This window comes from Bacillus sp. FSL R5-0820 (assembly GCF_038593385.1).
Taxonomy (GTDB): domain Bacteria; phylum Bacillota; class Bacilli; order Bacillales; family Bacillaceae; genus Bacillus; species Bacillus altitudinis.
This window is the reverse complement of sequence record NZ_CP151991.1, coordinates 3482197-3498398: the sequence shown is the minus strand read 5'-3', so window position 1 is coordinate 3498398 and position 16202 is coordinate 3482197. Positions and strand designations below refer to the sequence as shown.

Annotated in this window: 17 protein-coding genes; 13 read left to right on the top strand and 4 right to left on the bottom strand. The window is 43.2% G+C overall.

The features are described 5' to 3' along the window. Positions 1 to 10: 10 nt before the first annotated feature. The 6 genes from NST15_RS18095 to NST15_RS18070 all read left to right on the top strand — a co-directional run bounded on the left by NST15_RS18095 (position 11) and on the right by NST15_RS18070 (position 5436). Positions 11 to 1321, top strand: a complete 1311-nt coding sequence (locus tag NST15_RS18095) for a PTS transporter subunit EIIC (RefSeq protein WP_024719533.1) — start codon at positions 11 to 13, stop codon at positions 1319 to 1321. A gap of 15 nt (positions 1322 to 1336) precedes the next feature. Beyond that, on the top strand, positions 1337 to 2401 hold the full coding sequence (locus tag NST15_RS18090; RefSeq protein WP_171465915.1) for a mannonate dehydratase: 1065 nt from the start codon (positions 1337 to 1339) through the stop codon (positions 2399 to 2401). Next, positions 2398 to 3831 carry a glycoside hydrolase family 1 protein gene (locus tag NST15_RS18085; protein ID WP_046526790.1) on the top strand — a complete coding sequence of 478 codons (1434 nt, stop codon included), beginning with the start codon at positions 2398 to 2400 and terminating at the stop codon, positions 3829 to 3831. The genes NST15_RS18090 and NST15_RS18085 overlap by 4 nt, the downstream gene beginning before the upstream one ends. 12 nt (positions 3832 to 3843) lie before the next feature. Next, positions 3844 to 4167, top strand: coding sequence for a PTS sugar transporter subunit IIB (locus NST15_RS18080; protein WP_008345616.1), 324 nt, complete (start codon positions 3844 to 3846; stop codon positions 4165 to 4167). 19 nt (positions 4168 to 4186) lie between these two features. Then, a complete protein-coding gene (locus NST15_RS18075; protein WP_008345614.1) occupies positions 4187 to 4516 on the top strand; it encodes a PTS lactose/cellobiose transporter subunit IIA in 330 nt (109 codons plus the stop codon). A 65-nt stretch (positions 4517 to 4581) separates the two neighbouring features. Next, positions 4582 to 5436 carry a polysaccharide deacetylase family protein gene (locus NST15_RS18070; protein WP_342498719.1) on the top strand — a complete coding sequence of 285 codons (855 nt, stop codon included), beginning with the start codon at positions 4582 to 4584 and terminating at the stop codon, positions 5434 to 5436. Positions 5437 to 6402: 966 nt separating this feature from the next. Here NST15_RS18070 and fosM read toward each other — a convergent pair. From fosM to NST15_RS18050, 4 genes are all read right to left on the bottom strand, one after another. Then, positions 6403 to 6825: a FosM family fosfomycin resistance protein gene (fosM, locus tag NST15_RS18065; RefSeq protein WP_041091552.1), complete on the bottom strand. Its 423-nt coding sequence runs from the start codon at positions 6823 to 6825 to the stop codon at positions 6403 to 6405. A gap of 64 nt (positions 6826 to 6889) precedes the next feature. Continuing rightward, positions 6890 to 7981 carry a bifunctional diaminohydroxyphosphoribosylaminopyrimidine deaminase/5-amino-6-(5-phosphoribosylamino)uracil reductase RibD gene (ribD, locus tag NST15_RS18060; RefSeq protein WP_342498718.1) on the bottom strand — a complete coding sequence of 364 codons (1092 nt, stop codon included), beginning with the start codon at positions 7979 to 7981 and terminating at the stop codon, positions 6890 to 6892. Beyond that, positions 7968 to 8729, bottom strand: coding sequence for a GTP cyclohydrolase II (locus tag NST15_RS18055; protein ID WP_008345606.1), 762 nt, complete (start codon positions 8727 to 8729; stop codon positions 7968 to 7970). The genes ribD and NST15_RS18055 overlap by 14 nt, the downstream gene beginning before the upstream one ends. Continuing rightward, positions 8707 to 9600: a VOC family protein gene (locus NST15_RS18050; protein ID WP_255234140.1), complete on the bottom strand. Its 894-nt coding sequence runs from the start codon at positions 9598 to 9600 to the stop codon at positions 8707 to 8709. The genes NST15_RS18055 and NST15_RS18050 overlap by 23 nt, the downstream gene beginning before the upstream one ends. A gap of 179 nt (positions 9601 to 9779) precedes the next feature. Between NST15_RS18050 and NST15_RS18045 the strand changes: the two genes are divergently transcribed. The 7 genes from NST15_RS18045 (at position 9780) to NST15_RS18015 (ending at position 16187) form a co-directional block, all read left to right on the top strand. Then, positions 9780 to 10112, top strand: a complete 333-nt coding sequence (locus NST15_RS18045; protein ID WP_007497926.1) for a helix-turn-helix domain-containing protein — start codon at positions 9780 to 9782, stop codon at positions 10110 to 10112. Positions 10113 to 10482: 370 nt separating this feature from the next. Next, positions 10483 to 10941, top strand: a complete 459-nt coding sequence (locus tag NST15_RS18040; RefSeq protein WP_058337097.1) for an NEAT domain-containing protein — start codon at positions 10483 to 10485, stop codon at positions 10939 to 10941. A gap of 20 nt (positions 10942 to 10961) precedes the next feature. Further along, a complete protein-coding gene (gene isdC, locus NST15_RS18035; RefSeq protein WP_065461339.1) occupies positions 10962 to 11618 on the top strand; it encodes a heme uptake protein IsdC in 657 nt (218 codons plus the stop codon). Between the two features lie 19 nt (positions 11619 to 11637). Continuing rightward, entirely contained in the window at positions 11638 to 13446 is a 1809-nt protein-coding gene (locus NST15_RS18030) for an NEAT domain-containing protein (RefSeq protein WP_342498717.1), read from the top strand. 76 nt (positions 13447 to 13522) lie between these two features. Beyond that, positions 13523 to 14410: a heme ABC transporter substrate-binding protein IsdE gene (gene isdE, locus NST15_RS18025; protein ID WP_048001169.1), complete on the top strand. Its 888-nt coding sequence runs from the start codon at positions 13523 to 13525 to the stop codon at positions 14408 to 14410. Between the two features lie 33 nt (positions 14411 to 14443). After that, positions 14444 to 15430, top strand: a complete 987-nt coding sequence (locus tag NST15_RS18020; RefSeq protein WP_007497915.1) for an iron ABC transporter permease — start codon at positions 14444 to 14446, stop codon at positions 15428 to 15430. Next, positions 15417 to 16187 carry an ABC transporter ATP-binding protein gene (locus NST15_RS18015; RefSeq protein WP_135226463.1) on the top strand — a complete coding sequence of 257 codons (771 nt, stop codon included), beginning with the start codon at positions 15417 to 15419 and terminating at the stop codon, positions 16185 to 16187. The genes NST15_RS18020 and NST15_RS18015 overlap by 14 nt, the downstream gene beginning before the upstream one ends. The last annotated feature ends 15 nt before the right edge of the window (positions 16188 to 16202 follow it).

Here is a 16202-nt window from a genome sequence, read left to right as displayed (position 1 = left end):
GAGACGGATCATGAGCTTTAAAGAGAGAGCGGCCGACGTCATGGGACATGTCGCTTATCGTATTACAAATCAGAAATATATTATGGCGATCAAGCAAGCATTTGTCACATTAATGCCAATCATCATTACAGGGGCATTTGCTGTACTGGTCGCAAATATGATCATGAGCCCGGAAACGGGGCTTGCCCATTTTGAGATATTCAGGTTTTTAGCAGAGCTTCAGCCAATTATGAAGGCAATCAATTATGCCACGCTGAACTTTTTAACGATCGGGGCTGTGTTCCTCATCGGGATTGAGCTTGGGAAAATCAATGGACATAAATCATTATTCCCAGGATTAATGGCATTGATTTCATTTATATCCGTTATTCCGACGACACTTCTTCTTGAAGTCGATGGATCGATGCGTGAGGTTGTCGATGTGCTGGCGAGGCAATTCTCCGATCCAAAAAGCTTATTTTTGGGTATGATCATTGCCATCGTCTCTGTAGAGATCTTTTGTAAGCTTACCGAGGTGAAGTGGCTGCAAATTAAGATGCCAGATTCTGTTCCATCAAATGTGGCGACGTCTTTTTCTTCACTTTTCCCATCAATTATTACGATTACAATCATTAGTTCATTCGGGTTTGCGTTTCATCGTGTGACAGGCATTTATTTGCATGAAGCGGTGTATAACGTCGTGCAGCGTCCGCTTGAAAGTGTTGTGCAGGGACTGCCTGGTATTTTAACGTTAATGTTTGTGGCTCAATTTTTCTGGGTGATCGGTATTCATGGCAACCAAATGATTAAACCGATTCGCGAGCCGCTCTTATTAGGATCAATTGCAGTGAATATGACAGCATTTCAAGAGGGCAAAGAGATTCCGAATATTATCACGATGCCATTTTGGGATGTGTATATGAGCATTGGTGGTTCGGGTGTGACGATTGGTCTGTTGATCGCCATTTTTATAGCGGGTAGAAGGGAAGAGATGCGTAGCATTGCCAAGCTTTCATCGGGACCTGGACTGTTTAACATCAATGAACCAGTTATTTTCGGATTACCTGTCATGCTGAACCCTGTGATGGCGATTCCGTTTATTGTTACACCACTCGTGACAGGTACGATTGGCTATATCGCAACCGCTACAGGTTTTGCCGGGAAAGCGGTGGTGATGGTGCCGTGGACGACACCTCCGATTGTGAATGCTTGGCTGTCTACCGCTGGCAGTATGGGGGCTGTCATCACACAGCTCATCTGTATTGTTGTCGCTGTTTTTATCTATTTGCCTTTTGTCCTCTTGTCCAACCGGAAGCCAGAAGCAGCACCTGATTCAGAATAGAAGGAGGGCTCATGAATGAACATGCAATTTAGATGGTATGGCAAAGAAGATCCTGTCTCCCTTTCATATATTCGGCAAATTCCCGGCTTGAAAGGGATTGTCAGTGCCGTCTATGATGTGCCGGCTGGCGATCTGTGGCCGGAGGAAAGTATTGCTCATTTAAAAGCGGAAATCGAACGTCACGATCTTGCTTTTGAAGTCGTAGAAAGTCTCCCGGTCCATGAAGATATTAAGCTGGGAAAGCCTAGCCGGGATGTTTATATCGAGCATTATCAAGAAAATATCCGGCGATTAGCAAGGCATGGTGTGAAGGCCATTTGTTATAACTTCATGCCAGTCCTTGATTGGACACGAACACAGCTCGATTTCCCACTAGCTGATCAATCGACGACTCTTGTTTATTTTCAGCATCAGCTTGAACAGATGGATATAGAAAAAGATCAACTTTCCTTACCAGGGTGGGATACGTCTTATACGCAGGAAGAAATGAGAAAGTTGATGGCTGCATACAGGGCATTGGGTGCGGAAGGGTTGTTTGAGAACCTAGACTATTTCTTGGGAAATATCCTTCCAGTTGCAGCGGAAGAGAACATGAATATGGCACTGCATCCAGATGACCCTCCTTGGAACATATTTGGTCTACCCCGCATTGTCAGTTGTGAAGAACAAATAGATCGTATCCTTCAGCTCGATGAACGCTCACAGCACGGACTGACCTTTTGTTCCGGTTCCCTAGGCTGTAATGCGAAAAATGATGTTCCTGCACTTGCGAGAAAGTATGCCAAAAAAGGGCGTATACACTTTGCTCATTTACGCAATGTCAATTTGTATGAAAACGGTGATTTTGAAGAGTCAGCACACCTGTCGTCAGCAGGCAGCCTCGATATGGGAGCGATTATGAACGCATTGTTTAAGGAAGGATTTGCTGGCTATGTCCGGCCAGATCATGGACGAATGATCTTTGGTGAGACGGGCAGATCTGGCTATGGATTATACGACCGGGCACTTGGAGCTATGTATTTACAAGGGATGTGGGAAGGACTTCAAATTCACACGAAGAAAGGTCAGGTGGCAACATGAACAAAATCGACATACCCAATGACTTTATTCTAGGTGCTGCGGCTTCTGCTTGGCAGACAGAGGGTTGGAAAGGGAAGAAACCGCATCAGGATTCGTATATAGACCTTTGGTATAAGGAGGGGTATCACGTATGGCACGAAGGATACGGACCAGCGGGAGCAACGAATTTTTACGAGCGCTATCCCGAAGATGTAGCCCTTATGAAGGAAATTGGGTTATCTCATTACCGGACATCGATCAATTGGTCGAGGTTTCTCATAGATTACGAGAATGGAATTGTAGATGAGGCCTATGCTCGTTATATTGATAATTTCATCAATGAATTACTTGAAGCGGGTGTAGAGCCGATGTTTTGCTTAGAGCATTATGAGCTTCCTGCCGTTTTGCTTGAAAAGTACGGCGGCTGGTCATCTAAACATGTTGTCGATCTGTTTGTTCTCTATGCAGAAAAGGTGTTTGAGCGCTATGGAGACCGGGTCAAACATTGGTTTACCTTTAATGAACCAATTGTTGTTCAGACTCGTGTGTATCTAGATGCTATTCGTTATCCTTTCGAGCAAAATACGAAGAAGTGGATGCAGTGGAACTATCATAAAGCCTTGGCGACAGCAAAAGTGGTGAAGCTGTTTCAGGAAATGGGCTTGAAGGAATCAGCCGGTGCAAAAATCGGGGTCATTCTCAATCCAGAAGTGACGTATGCGAGATCGACTGCCTCGCATGATCAAGAAGCTGCCCGCATGTATGATTTGTTTTTTAATCGAGTGTTCTTAGATCCCTCCATTAAAGGCGAGTATCCAGAAGAACTGCTTGATGTATTGAAAAAGCATGACATTCTTTTCGATGCAACGGAAGAAGAGCTTCAGACCATTAAAGATCATACAGTCGATGTGGTCGGTCTTAATTTATACTATCCGCATCGCGTTAAGGCACCTAGCAAGGCTTGGAACGAAAATACACCGTTTCATCCATCTTATTATTACGATCTATTTGAGCTCCCAGGGAGAAAAATGAATCCATTCAGAGGTTGGGAAATCTATCCGAATATTGTCTATGATATGGGTATGAGAATAAAAGAGGAATACGGGAATATCGAGTGGTTTGTGGCTGAAAACGGTATGGGGGTCGAGCAGGAAGAACGGTTTAAAAACGAAGACGGCATCATTGATGATCAGTACCGAATTTCATTTATCAGCCAGCATTTGAAAAAAGCCCTCCAAGCGAAAAAAGAAGGTTCAAACTGTAAGGGATATATGCTGTGGGCTTTTACGGATAATGTCTCACCGATGAATGCATTCAAGAATCGCTACGGATTAGTAGAGATCCAGCTGGAGAATGAACGGAATCGTCAGATGAAAGCGTCAGGATACTGGTACAAGACATTAATCCAAACGAGGAAATTAAGGGATGAACCAGATTTTATTTATCAATAGGAGTGATGGGATATGAAGCGAATCATTCTCGCTTGTGCAGCAGGAATGTCAACGTCGATTGTGGTATCTAAAATGAAGGCAGCCGCAGAAGGAAAAGGGCTGGATTATGAAATTTATGCGATACCTGAAGGGGCCATTGCGGATGAACTAGAAGAGCATGGGGACGATGTAAAGGTCATTTTGCTAGGACCGCAAGTTAGCTTTATGAGAAAGGCAGCAGAAAAAACAGCGGCACCTTATCATATACCTGTCGATGTGGTAAATGTAAGATTATATGGAACAGCGAATGGAGAAAAAATTCTAGAACATGCACTGAAACTAGCAAATGAATCTTGAGCAATCGGAGGAGAAGCAGATGACGGTATTAGAGGAAATGCAGGGAGCAGCCTTTCAAATCATTGCCCATGCAGGTGAGGCACGAAGCCATTATGTAGAAGCCATTCGTCTAGCAAGAGCGGATGACTTTGAAGCAGCGCAGCAGTTGATTGAAAAAGGGGAGGAAGCGTTTCGAAGCATCCATGACCTGCACTTGTCACTGATACAAAAAGAGGCGGCAGGGGAACAGCTTCCCTTTTCTTTACTGCTCATACATGCAGAAGACCAAATGCTCACAACAGAGACCATCCATCTGCTTGCCATTGAAATGATCGAAATGTGTAAAAAAATGAATACCCTGTCAAAATAGATATCAGTTATTAACCAATTTCTGTTATAATCATTCGGTAGATAAAGAGAAAGCAGGATTGGTGAATGAAAAAAACATGTATGTGGCTTGCAGTTGGTTTAGTCATGCTGCTCATTTCGGGCTGTATGGGTACGAAACAGCAAACAGAAGGAAACCAGCAAGCCATCAAAGAGGTAAAGGGTCAAGGACAAACGAAAGAAACAACAGAAACTCAGCAAATTGAAGCGGCAGAGATAGACAAACAAAACTGGATTCAGCAAAAGGAACCCGTTGCGCTTCCAATCTTGATGTATCACAGTATCTCTAGCGGTAATTCGTTACGTGTGCCAAAAAGCGAATTTGCAGCTCATATGAAATGGCTGAAAGACAACGGCTATGTCACGCTGTCGCCGAAAGAGGCATATCAAGTTCTCGCGACCAATTCGACACCAAGTGAAAAGTATGTTCTTATCACATTTGACGATGGATATACGGATAACTACACAAAGGCATTTCCGATTTTAAAGGAATATGGAATGAAAGCCACGATTTTTATGATCGAGCAGTCCATCGGCCGCCCGCATCATTTAACCGATGCCCAAATGGATGATATGGTGGCGCATGGTATTTCAATAGAGAGTCACACCATTCATCATTTAGAGCTCAATCGTTTATCACAGAAGCAGCAGGAAGAAGAATTAAAAGGATCGAAGGTATTCTTTGACCAGCGGTTTTCCCAACAAACGGTCATGGTCAGCTATCCGGTCGGTCGCTATAACGAAGACACGCTGAAGCTGGCGAAGGAAGCAGGATATGAAATGGCTGTAACCACTGAACCAGGACATGCGAAGAAAGAACAAGGCATGATGTCCTTACATCGCCTGCGCATTTCACCGGGACTTTCACCCGAAAGCTTTGGCAGGCTGATAGAGGGAAATTGATCAATATTAGATCACAGATGTTTCACATGAAACATTTTACGACACGTTTCGTGGATTAAATACGATTTGTTTGAGATAAATGTATGCAGAAAGAATCAGTTTTTATATACTGATTCTTTTTTATTTAACTAAATAAGGTCTTACAGTTGCCAATAGAAAGTAGGAGGGCTTAGAAGAAAAGTACAGGTTATTATACTTGAAAGTTATTTTGAGTGTTGTTCAGTTTATTTGATTCATTGCATAACAAAAAGCTGTATAATTTATTTGAAATAATGAAAATTCTGCATTTGAAATGAATCAGTAAGATTAAAAAATAAGCTTAACTATGGTAACAAATTGTTACTTATGGTAACATATTGTTGCACAAGTTTTTTGTTCAACTCGGACTAAGTTGAACTAGTTTTCAAACTGAAGCACGAGAGCTTCAAGGTGAATTTCTTGAACGTTCACCATACAACTGAAAAGAAATTTAATTTGGGCACTCGGCTGACTACCGTGTGCTTTTTCTATGTATAAATTTAAAATGTGAGGAATACACTGAAATAATATGAAAAAATAAAGCAGCCCTCCAAAAAACAGAAACGAGATAGAACCAGCATTACCTTGACTAGGGGTAATGAAGGTGCCGCTTTATTTTTCATTATCATCTTAAGGGTTCATTCAGAACGTTCTCTTATCTAAAATCCATATGATGAACTGGACTAGAGTTCGGATTGAATTTAAGATAAGGAACCAAAGCTTGTACTTACAGGTACAAGCTTTTTTCTTTTTGTTTTTGCGTCTCTCAACGCGTGAACGCACAAGTTTTGTTCTCAAACTGACCCCTCCTTTCTAGGCATAAAAACACCTTTAGTATGGAAGGGGGGAGGACTATCGTTTGCAACACGTTTCTATGTATATTTTACCATCTTTCCTATTTAATGACGAATAGCACCTTGTTGTTTCCTCTCTGTTTTTCTTTGCGTTTCATTCATAAAACTCCATATGTGTTTTCTCTAGTTTGTAATAATCCAATCGATCTTTCAAGGTTCCTGTATGAAATTCAAATTTATGTCCATCAGGGTCTGTGAAATAAATCGACTTCTGATCTCTTTCGTCTCTTGGCCTGCTTGGTAAGATGTTGACGTTCAAATCTTTTAGTTTGTTATACATTGGATCTACATCCTCCTCATCAATAGAAAAAGCGATGTGTGTGTAAGAGTGATGGATGTCTTGACGAGGAATGTCTTTTTCTACATTGAGGGCAAGCCACAGGCCGTTCAAATCAAAGTAAGCTGTCGTTCTGCCCTTTGTTAACAATTTGGCATTAAAGACCTTTGTGTAAAAATCAATAGATGTCTCTAAATCAGAAACAGAAAATAATAAATGGTTTATTCCTTTGATGTTCAATTTAATCACCTCAAATTCAATGATGAGAAAAAAGCTTGCAGACTCAATCTACAAGCTTTGTTGTTTATTGATAAACAGGATAACCCGTTATCTTTATATCTTTTCCCAGCGGTTCAAGAGAGAGTTGATCCAGTTCAATTGCATCACTCATGAGGCGTATGCCTTCGCCTCCGAAAAAAGAAGGAGAGAGTCGTCCGCCAATGAGCTTGGGCGCCATGTAGATGACGAGTTTATCGACCAGCTGCTGTTCTAAAAATGAGGCATTGATTTGCCCGCCGCCCTCAATCATTAGGGAGGAGATATTTCTTTCTCCAAGCACTTGAAGTACTTCTTGTAAGGGCACCCGGATATCGCTATCCGTCATGATGACGCTGACGCCAGCTGCTTCTAAAGCGGCTCGTTTTTCTTCATCGGCTTGTTTTGTTGTAAAGATCCATGTTGGCGCCATTTGATCCGTGACCACCTTTGCTGTCAGCGGGATAGACAGTTTAGAGTCTAAGACAATTCGAATCGGATGATGACCGTTTGGAATGCGTGCTGTTAATGAAGGATCGTCGTGAATGACGGTTTGCGCACCGACCAAGATCGCATCGTTGATACTGCGAATGTGATGTGCATCATAACGGGACGTCTCTGATGTAATCCACTTGCTGTCAGACGTAGCAGATGCAATTTTTCCGTCTAACGTAATGCCTGCTTTGAGTGTCACGAAAGGCGTTTTTTTCGTAATAAAGTGGTTGAACACTTCATTCATGAGAATGGATTCTTGCTCCATGACGCCTGTGATGACTTGAATGCCTGCATCTTGTAAAATGGCAATCCCACGCCCGGCAACAAGCGGGTTCGGATCCAGTGCAGCAACGACGACTTTTTCTACGCCAGCTTTCACAAGTGCTTCAGCGCATGGGCCTGTGCGGCCATGGTGGGAACAAGGCTCTAGTGTCACATAGATCGTGGCACCTTTTACCTTGTCTCCAGCCATTTTAAGTGCATGAATTTCTGCATGTGGTTCGCCGGCCTTCATATGCGCCCCGACCCCAACAATTTCATTTTCTCGCACAATCACAGCCCCGACGAGCGGATTGGGAGATGTCTGACCTTTCATTGCTTCAGCATTTTCAAGGGCTAGTTTCATATATCGCTCATGATGTGGCAATCGTACGCACCTCTTGATCCGCCTTCATATGACCTGAGCGGTTAATTTTTGTCTGCAAGTATTTTTCATTGAACTCAGAGACATCACCCCAAAGTGGAATCCGTCCAGAAAGAGAAAGGCCTGCATGACTGATAGCATCGGTCTTTTTCGGATTATTGGTGATAAGTCTGACTGGCTTTGTACGCAATGTTTGAAGAACAGCAATCGCTTCTTCATATTGACGTGTATCATCTTCAAAGCCTAGTGCTTCGTTTGCTTCTACTGTATCGTAGCCGTTTTCTTGCAAGATGTAGGCCATGGCTTTACTGAAAAGACCGATCCCGCGTCCTTCATGGTTGGCTAAATAAAACAGTGCGCCTGCTCCATTGTCCTCAATCATTCGCATAGACTGTTTCAATTGGAACCCGCAATCGCAGCGTTTGCTTCCGAAAATATCGCCGGTGTGGCAGATGGAATGCATGCGGATCAGCGCTTCATCAGCATGTTCGAAATCTCCGTAAACAAGGACACTTGATTGCTGATGATCTGCAAGCTCACGGGAGGAAAGGCTTTCGATTAAAGCTTCATCTGATAATGGTTCTTTCCCATCGTCTTTTAACCATGAATACCAGTTAAACATGACCGTTCTACCGTCTAAATTCACTGGCAGTTTAATAGGTCCAGTGATATATATAAATCCGTCTTCTTGCTGTACTCGTTTGATTTTATCTTTTAAAATGGCTGTTTTAACCTCTGTGTGTTTGTCCATATTCTACACCTTCTTTTTTGTCTGTTTCTTCAATCTGTAAACGAACGAGAACGCCAAATGGATCAACAAATTCGTTACTTTTTCCTGTCGTGTTCATGTGAACACCTGCTTTTGTCAGACGTTCGACGACGGATGTTCTATCGTCTTCTTTTGGGAAAACCAGTGTATAGCTTCTAATTCCTGAAAAACGTGGATCAATGGCTCCTTTTCTCCCGCGTCCCCATGCATTAAAGGCAAGGTGGTGATGATAGACGCCACCAGCAACGAATAAGCTGGCTGGGGGAGCCATTCGGATATGAAAACCGAGCGTGTTCACATAAAAGGAATCGGCTTCTTCTGGGTTGAGATGGAAATGCAAGTGTCCCATGACTGTACCAGCCGGGAGTCCTTCCCAGGTGGAATCAGCGGCTTCTTGCAGGAGACCATCTCCATCAAGCGGAGCATTTCCGCCACCTTTCAGCTCTCCATGCTCACCTACCCATATGTCCTGAGGACGATCAGCATAAATCTCAACGCCGATGCCATCTGGATCACTTAAATAAATGGCTTCACTGAAAAAGTGATCGCTCGCTCCAATTAAAGGATAGCCTTTTTTGATCACATGCGCCAGCCATGTGCCCAGGTTTTTTCTGGTAGGTAATAAAACCGCAAAATGATAAAGTCCTGGCTCATGATCCGGCTTCTCTTTCAGCTGCACATCTTCTTTCAGCACAAGGATTGGTTCCTTTGCGTTGCTGCCAAGCGTGACAGTAGAATCCGTCTGTTCTAATAAAGTAAAACCTAAAATGTCTGTATAAAAAGGCAAAGAACGCTCAAAGCTGGACACATGTAATTCTGTTACACCTAATCTTACCTGCTCTATTGTATTCAAAGCTCGGTCATCTCCTTCATGTTATATGCATCTGCATGTTCAATGGTTTATTGAAAATTGATAAAAATGATTACCTTGTTACTTTTAGTAACTAAACTATATAATAGTTAGTGACTTATTTCAAGTAATTAATTATGTTATAATGAAAAAAAGTAGAGAAAAGCAGGAGGGAGTAAAGTATGGCTCAAGTAGATGGCTGCCCAATTACAGATGCCATGGAGATTTTAGGGAAGAAGTGGGTGATTCTGATCATCAATCAGCTTTTGACAGGGCCAAAACGTTTTTGTCAGCTTGAAAATGAAATGAACATCAGCGGACGGTTATTATCAGAAAGGCTGAAAGATTTAGAAGCTGAAGGCCTTGTTGAGAAAAAAGTTTATCCCGACATTCCCGTGCGGATTGAATATGAACTAACAGAACAAGGAAAGAAAATTGAACCAGTCATACGGGAAATGTATGCTTGGTCTTTAGAGCGAAAAAATAGTGAAAAGGGTGAACATGTCCCTTCTTAATCGATTTCGATCAGTGTCCCTGATCGATTTTTTTTGTGATTTTCCAGAAATCTAAGTCAATAGTATGAAAAATGATGTTGACAATAATTTCATTCATCATATAATATCAAGGAGAAGAGGGTTCTTTTCCCTGTAATGGAATGGGGAGGTTATGCCATGGTATCATGAATGGGACAGATTACCTAAACCGTGTATCACTACATCATGTAGCAGCAGACATCTTTGACTTGTCGAAAGCAAAGATTTATTTTTTAAACTCAATTGATAATGATTATCATAATCATTTATGAGTGTGATTCATACGCTGATAAAGGTTATTTTTTTTATTGTCTATTGAGAATAATTATCAATATCAATTAGGAGGATATATATGAAATCACTTCGTTCAGCATCACACGTCTTATTATTCTTTAGCTTTGTCCTATTGTTTGCTCTAGCCCCGGTTAGCTCTGCCTCAGCAGCAGGCTTAGCAGATGGTCAATATTCAGCACAATATGTGGTATGGAAAGCAGACAGTGATTCAACGTCAACAGCAAATACGTATTTTGAAAAACCAGCTAAGCTTGTTGTGAAGGACGGAAAAATCAAAGCGCAAGTCACGTTAACGAACAGCTCTTGGATTACAAGCTTTAAAACATTGGATCAAGGTGTTTACAAAGATGCGAAGGTGATCAGTACAAACGCAGCTGCTAACAAGAGAACGGTAGAGTTCAATGTCAACAGCCTGACAGATGTTGTACCAGCTAAAGTGAGTGTGACTGTACCGGTCATTGGATATACAGGCAATTACGATATTCGCGTCAAGTTTGATGCAGCAACTGTTCAATAAAAAGGGAGGAAATTCATCTGATGAAAAAATGGATCAGGATGCCAGCCTTTGTGGCTGCATTATTGCTGGCACTTATACTGCCTTTTTCAAATGCACAGGCTGCCTCATTAAATGATGGTACATACTCCGTCAATTACACTGTGATGAAGGCCGAAGGGACTGCCGTTTCGATGGCAAATGATTACTGGCTGAAGCCGGCAAAAGTGATCGTGAAAAATGGCAAGCTGACTGTGCAAATGACCATTAAAAACAGCAGCTGGGTAACGGAATTTAAAGTGCCGGGAAATGGTGGCTATGTCGATACGACGGTTCTATCAACGAATAAGAAAGCCAATACAAGGCTTATTCAATTCCAAGCACAGAGTTTGTCTAAACCAATCAAGTCAAAAATCCATGTCACAGTCAAATCGGCTGATTATGATCACGACTATACCATCCAGCTGAAATTCGATGAAAGCAGCATCAAGTCACTTTCTTCTGACAGTTCAAAAGAAACAGCAGGTGCAGCAAAACATCAAGAAACATCAAAAGAAACAACCAAAACAACTGATTCATCCACCAAAACAAAACAAGAAGAAAATCCTCAAACTGGTGATACAAGCCAGATGGGATGGCTCCTTGTGCTTGTCTTATGTTCAGGCGGGTTTTTAGCGAGAAAGTGGATCATCAAGCATTAACGGAAGGAAGTGTCATCTTTTGAAACGTCTTTTTCATCTACAGACAGCTATTCTGCTCGTTTTATTCAGTTTGTTGACTGCGTTTCAGCTGCCTCAAGGAACGGCTCAGGCGGCATCATTGGTTGATGGTGAATATACGGCCGGATTCACCATTTTAAAAAATGGCAGCACTGAAGCATCCATGATGGATACGTATACAGAAAAGCCAGCTAAGCTCATCATCGAAAATGGCAAGACGACTGCCTATCTTACGCTGAAGCAAAGCAAAGAAATCACAGATTTCAAGGTCGAACAAAATGGCTCTCTCGTCACCACTGAAACGGTCAGTGAAGATGAGACAGCGAATACGCGTGTGATCAAATTTGATGTAGCCGATGTATCAGCCAAATTAAATGGCTGGGTCAAAATTTACTGGGACTTAGGCGGCTTTATTTATGATGAGGCGTATGACGTACAGCTCGCTTTCGACGAGAGCAGTCTCACACTTGTCACGCCTGCGAAGCCAGACGATAGTGAAACAACACCTGATGATCAAAACGGTACGACGCCAGGCGACAGCGAAACAAAGCCGGATGATCAAAGCGGCACGACGCCAGGCGACAGCGAAACAAAGCCAGATGATCAAAACGGCACGACGCCAGGCGACAGCGAAACAAAGCCAGATGATCAAAACGGCACAACACCAGTTGATTCGACACAGAACCAATTAAAAGATGGTGTGTATCGTATCAACTACAGTGTGCTGAAGGGCGATGAGGATGAGGTATCTCGGATGAGCCAATACTTCTCACATCCAGCATCGTTAACCGTTAAAAATGGAACGCAAACCGTTTCCTTTACGGTGAAGGATCATACGTCAGTTGATTCTTTGAAAATAGAGAAAAACGGTTCTTATCAAGAAGTGAAAAACGTGAGCACAGATCAAGCAAAGAACACAAGAGTGGTTTCATTTGAAGTGTCTGATCTGAAAAAAGCAGTTAACGGAAAAGTACACATTGTAGTAGCAGCAGCTCACTATGATCAAACGTACGATATTCGTTTTCAATTTGATTCAAAAAGTATCGTTCCACTGAAGGACGGTCAAATAGAGGAAGAAACACCGGCTACACCAGAAACACCAAAACCAAATAAACCAGCACCAGAAACAACGAACGGCGGAACGAATCAAGAGACAGTTCAGCTAAAAGACGGGGTGTACAAGCTTCCTTTTTCAATGAAGAAAGCAGACAAAGATGAGCTTTCTCGCATGAACGATTACGTCGTGAGCCCTGCGACATTGGTGGTGAAAAATGGCCGCCATTTCGTTTCATACACTGTCAAGAACAGCTCAGCCATCACGTCGTTCCAAGTAGGAACCGGCGGTAAATTTGAAGAGACGCTAGTTGCAAAGGCTGATCAAAAAGCAGATACACGAGTGATTCAATATGAAGCAAAAAGTTTGAGTAGTGCTCAGGCAGCACGCGTGAAAATTGACATTCCAGCTGCCAATTATCATGAGCAGTACGATGTCAAACTTGTCTATGATACGAAAGGCATCGCAAGTGGTGAAGGAAGCGGAATTGCGACGGTGATCGGAGACGATGAGAGCATCGGCTTTGTGAAAAATCCGAATGATCACGATTCTCAACCAAACCAGCTTGCGAATCTCGCACCAGAGGAAACGGGCGCAGAGCAGATGACCTTTACGCCATCAGATGACCAAACCAAGTCTGAGACAGGTCAGCTGAACCCGAAAACAGGAGATACTTCACTTCTTTGGGTGTACATTCTTTTATTCGGCGGGTCACTATTCGTGCTCGTCAGAAAGTATCAAACTCGTACAAGATAAAGAATCTATTTTAAGTGAGGTGCGCCATTCATCTCGGCGCACCCACTCTCTTTTTTCGAAAGGAGGCTTTTGTTTTTTGAAGCATCGAATGTTATGTACCCTGATTACTGCTCTATGTGTGTGCGTCCTCCTAGCAGGCTGCTCACAGTCAGCTGAAAGCTCAGCGAAAGGCAAAAAAAGCGCAGCATCAAGTGCCCGCATTGTGGCAACGACTGTAGCTGCTGCTGAGATCATGGATGCGCTAGAGGTGGATCTTGTCGGGGTGCCAACAAGTCAAAAATCCTTGCCGGCTCGATACAAAGGACTCCCAGAAGTCGGTAACCCAATGAGCCCGGACATGGAAATCATCCAATCACTTCAACCGACAGATGTCCTGTCTGTCACGACCCTTCAATATGATTTAGAAACGCCTTTTCAACAAGCTTCTGTCCCTGCGACATACCTTAACCTTGAGAGCCTGGACAAGATGGAGAACGCCATCACAAAGCTTGGAGAAAAATATGATAGAAAGACACAAGCGAAACGCATTGTGGATGATTTTGAACAAAAAAAGAAAGACATACAAGAGAGAACGAAGGGAAAGACGAAGCCATCCGTTCTCATTTTGCTTGGTGTACCAGGCAGTTATTTAGTGGCAACAGAGAATTCCTATATCGGTGATCTTGTGCGTATTGCAGGAGGAAAGAACATCGTAAAAGGTGAGAAAATGGAGTATTTGGCATCCAATACGGAGTATTTACAAAAAGCCAATCCAGATATCATTCTTCGAGCCGCACATGGGATGCCGGATGAAGTCGTCAAAATGTTTGATCAAGAATTTAAAACAAATGACATCTGGAAACATTTCCATGCGGTCAAACAAGACCGGGTGTACGACCTCGAAGAAAGCTTATTCGGGACAACAGGCAACTTAAAGGCAGCAGAGGCATTAGATGAATTGACTCGTATGTTGTACCCGTCATAAGCGGCGAATCTTAATGATAAAAGGACGTTCAAGATGAAAAAAACAGGGATTTTATTTCTGATAGTCAGTCTCTTACTAGCCGGCGTATTTATTTATTCCGCCATTACGGGGAGCATTCATGTTACACCGATTGAATTATTGGAAGGGCTTATGACCGGTCAACATGCACAGGTAGAAATCATTAAAGATTTAAGAATCCCCCGCATGCTCATTGCGATGTTTACAGGGGCGGCTTTATCTGTCTCCGGTGTCCTCTTGCAGTCTGTGATGAGGAATCCATTAGCAGATGCCGGTGTTATTGGTATTTCATCGGGAGCTAGCTTCTTTTCTTTAATGGCAATTACAGCGCTTCCTCAATTTTATTTCTACTCTCCTTTATTTTCAGTTTTAGGCGGGGCAATTGCCTGCTTCCTCGTATACGTGTTGTCTTGGAAAGGCGGCTTAAGCCCGATTCGAATGATTTTGGTGGGGATCGCCATCAATGCCATGTTTACAGGGATGGCAGAAGCGTTTGTGACCATTTGCAGCTATTTCAATATCACCATTAATCAGTCGGGGCAGTCGAATCTGACGATGAAAACGTGGGGAGATGTCCGTTTAATCGGTGTCTATGGCGTCATTGGGCTTGTGGTTGCGCTTTTCTTTAGCAGATGGTGTAACTTGCTTGCCCTTCAAGATAAGACGGCGAAAAACTTAGGATTGCGTGTGACCAGAATGCGCCTTTTGATTTCAATCACGGCGGTGTTATTAGCAGCGGTGACTGCTGCGGTAGCGGGCGTGATTGCCTTTGTCGGCTTGCTCATTCCCCATATCTCTAGAAGGCTTGTCGGCTCTGACCACCGGGTACTGATTCCATTTTCTGCGTTAAGCGGGGCCTTGCTCATTTTGACGGCTGATACGCTCGGCAGAACGCTAGTGGCACCAAATGAAATCCCTGCTTCTACAATCATGGCTGTCATTGGCGGGCCGTTTCTGATCTTTTTATTAAGAAGGGGGGATCGTCTGCATGGACATTCGTGAGGTGTCGTTTTCCTATGATCGACAGAGGGACATTGTTCAATCGGTCACCACGAAGATCGAAAAAGGAAAAATTACGACCATTATCGGTCCAAATGGCTCGGGCAAATCCACGCTGCTTTCCTTGATGGCACATAACCATTGTCCACATAAAGGACAGATTCATTTAGATGGACAAGAGCTGAATGCGTTCAAGCCAAGGGAACTCGCGAGAAAGCTGGCAGTCGTACATCAGCAAAATGAAGCGCCGCTCGATTTAACGATCGAACGAGTCGTGGCATTTGGGAGAACGCCCTACCAAACGATGCGCGGCAGTGACAAGGAAGAAGATGAGAAAGCAATCGAGTGGGCGCTGTCCTGTACCAAGCTGACGGATAAGCGAAAGATGCCACTCGCCTCATTGTCAGGCGGAGAACGGCAGCGTGTATGGATTGCGATGGCTTTAGCGCAAAAAACACCGATCCTTTTCTTAGATGAACCGACGACTTATTTGGATATGTATTATCAATTTGACATTCTGGAGCTCATTCGAGAGCTCAATGTCGAGCATGGATTAACCATCGTGATGGTCCTGCACGATATGAATCAGGCGATTCGCTATAGTGATGTCATCATCGCCATGAAAGATGGACAAATTATCCGCGAAGGGCGGCCCAATGATGTGTTAACCGAAGAAATGGTGCGGCACATTTATCATGTGTCCGTCACAATTAAGCAGGATGCAGAAACAGGGATGTATATCGTGCCTGTAGGCATATAAGTTGTGCAAAAAGCA

Excerpts from the sequence above, each read along its gene's own strand:
- NST15_RS18095 (WP_024719533.1), top strand. The coding sequence starts at position 11 with ATGAGCTTTAAAGAGAGAGCGGCCGACGTCATGGGACATGTCGCTTAT.
- NST15_RS18090 (WP_171465915.1), top strand. The coding sequence starts at position 1,337 with ATGAACATGCAATTTAGATGGTATGGCAAAGAAGATCCTGTCTCCCTT.
- NST15_RS18085 (WP_046526790.1), top strand. The coding sequence starts at position 2,398 with ATGAACAAAATCGACATACCCAATGACTTTATTCTAGGTGCTGCGGCT.
- NST15_RS18080 (WP_008345616.1), top strand. The coding sequence starts at position 3,844 with ATGAAGCGAATCATTCTCGCTTGTGCAGCAGGAATGTCAACGTCGATT.
- NST15_RS18075 (WP_008345614.1), top strand. The coding sequence starts at position 4,187 with ATGACGGTATTAGAGGAAATGCAGGGAGCAGCCTTTCAAATCATTGCC.
- NST15_RS18070 (WP_342498719.1), top strand. The coding sequence starts at position 4,582 with ATGAAAAAAACATGTATGTGGCTTGCAGTTGGTTTAGTCATGCTGCTC.
- NST15_RS18055 (WP_008345606.1), bottom strand. The coding sequence starts at position 8,729 with ATGGACAAACACACAGAGGTTAAAACAGCCATTTTAAAAGATAAAATC.
- NST15_RS18045 (WP_007497926.1), top strand. The coding sequence starts at position 9,780 with ATGGCTCAAGTAGATGGCTGCCCAATTACAGATGCCATGGAGATTTTA.
- NST15_RS18040 (WP_058337097.1), top strand. The coding sequence starts at position 10,483 with ATGAAATCACTTCGTTCAGCATCACACGTCTTATTATTCTTTAGCTTT.
- isdC (WP_065461339.1), top strand. The coding sequence starts at position 10,962 with ATGAAAAAATGGATCAGGATGCCAGCCTTTGTGGCTGCATTATTGCTG.
- NST15_RS18020 (WP_007497915.1), top strand. The coding sequence starts at position 14,444 with ATGAAAAAAACAGGGATTTTATTTCTGATAGTCAGTCTCTTACTAGCC.
- NST15_RS18015 (WP_135226463.1), top strand. The coding sequence starts at position 15,417 with ATGGACATTCGTGAGGTGTCGTTTTCCTATGATCGACAGAGGGACATT.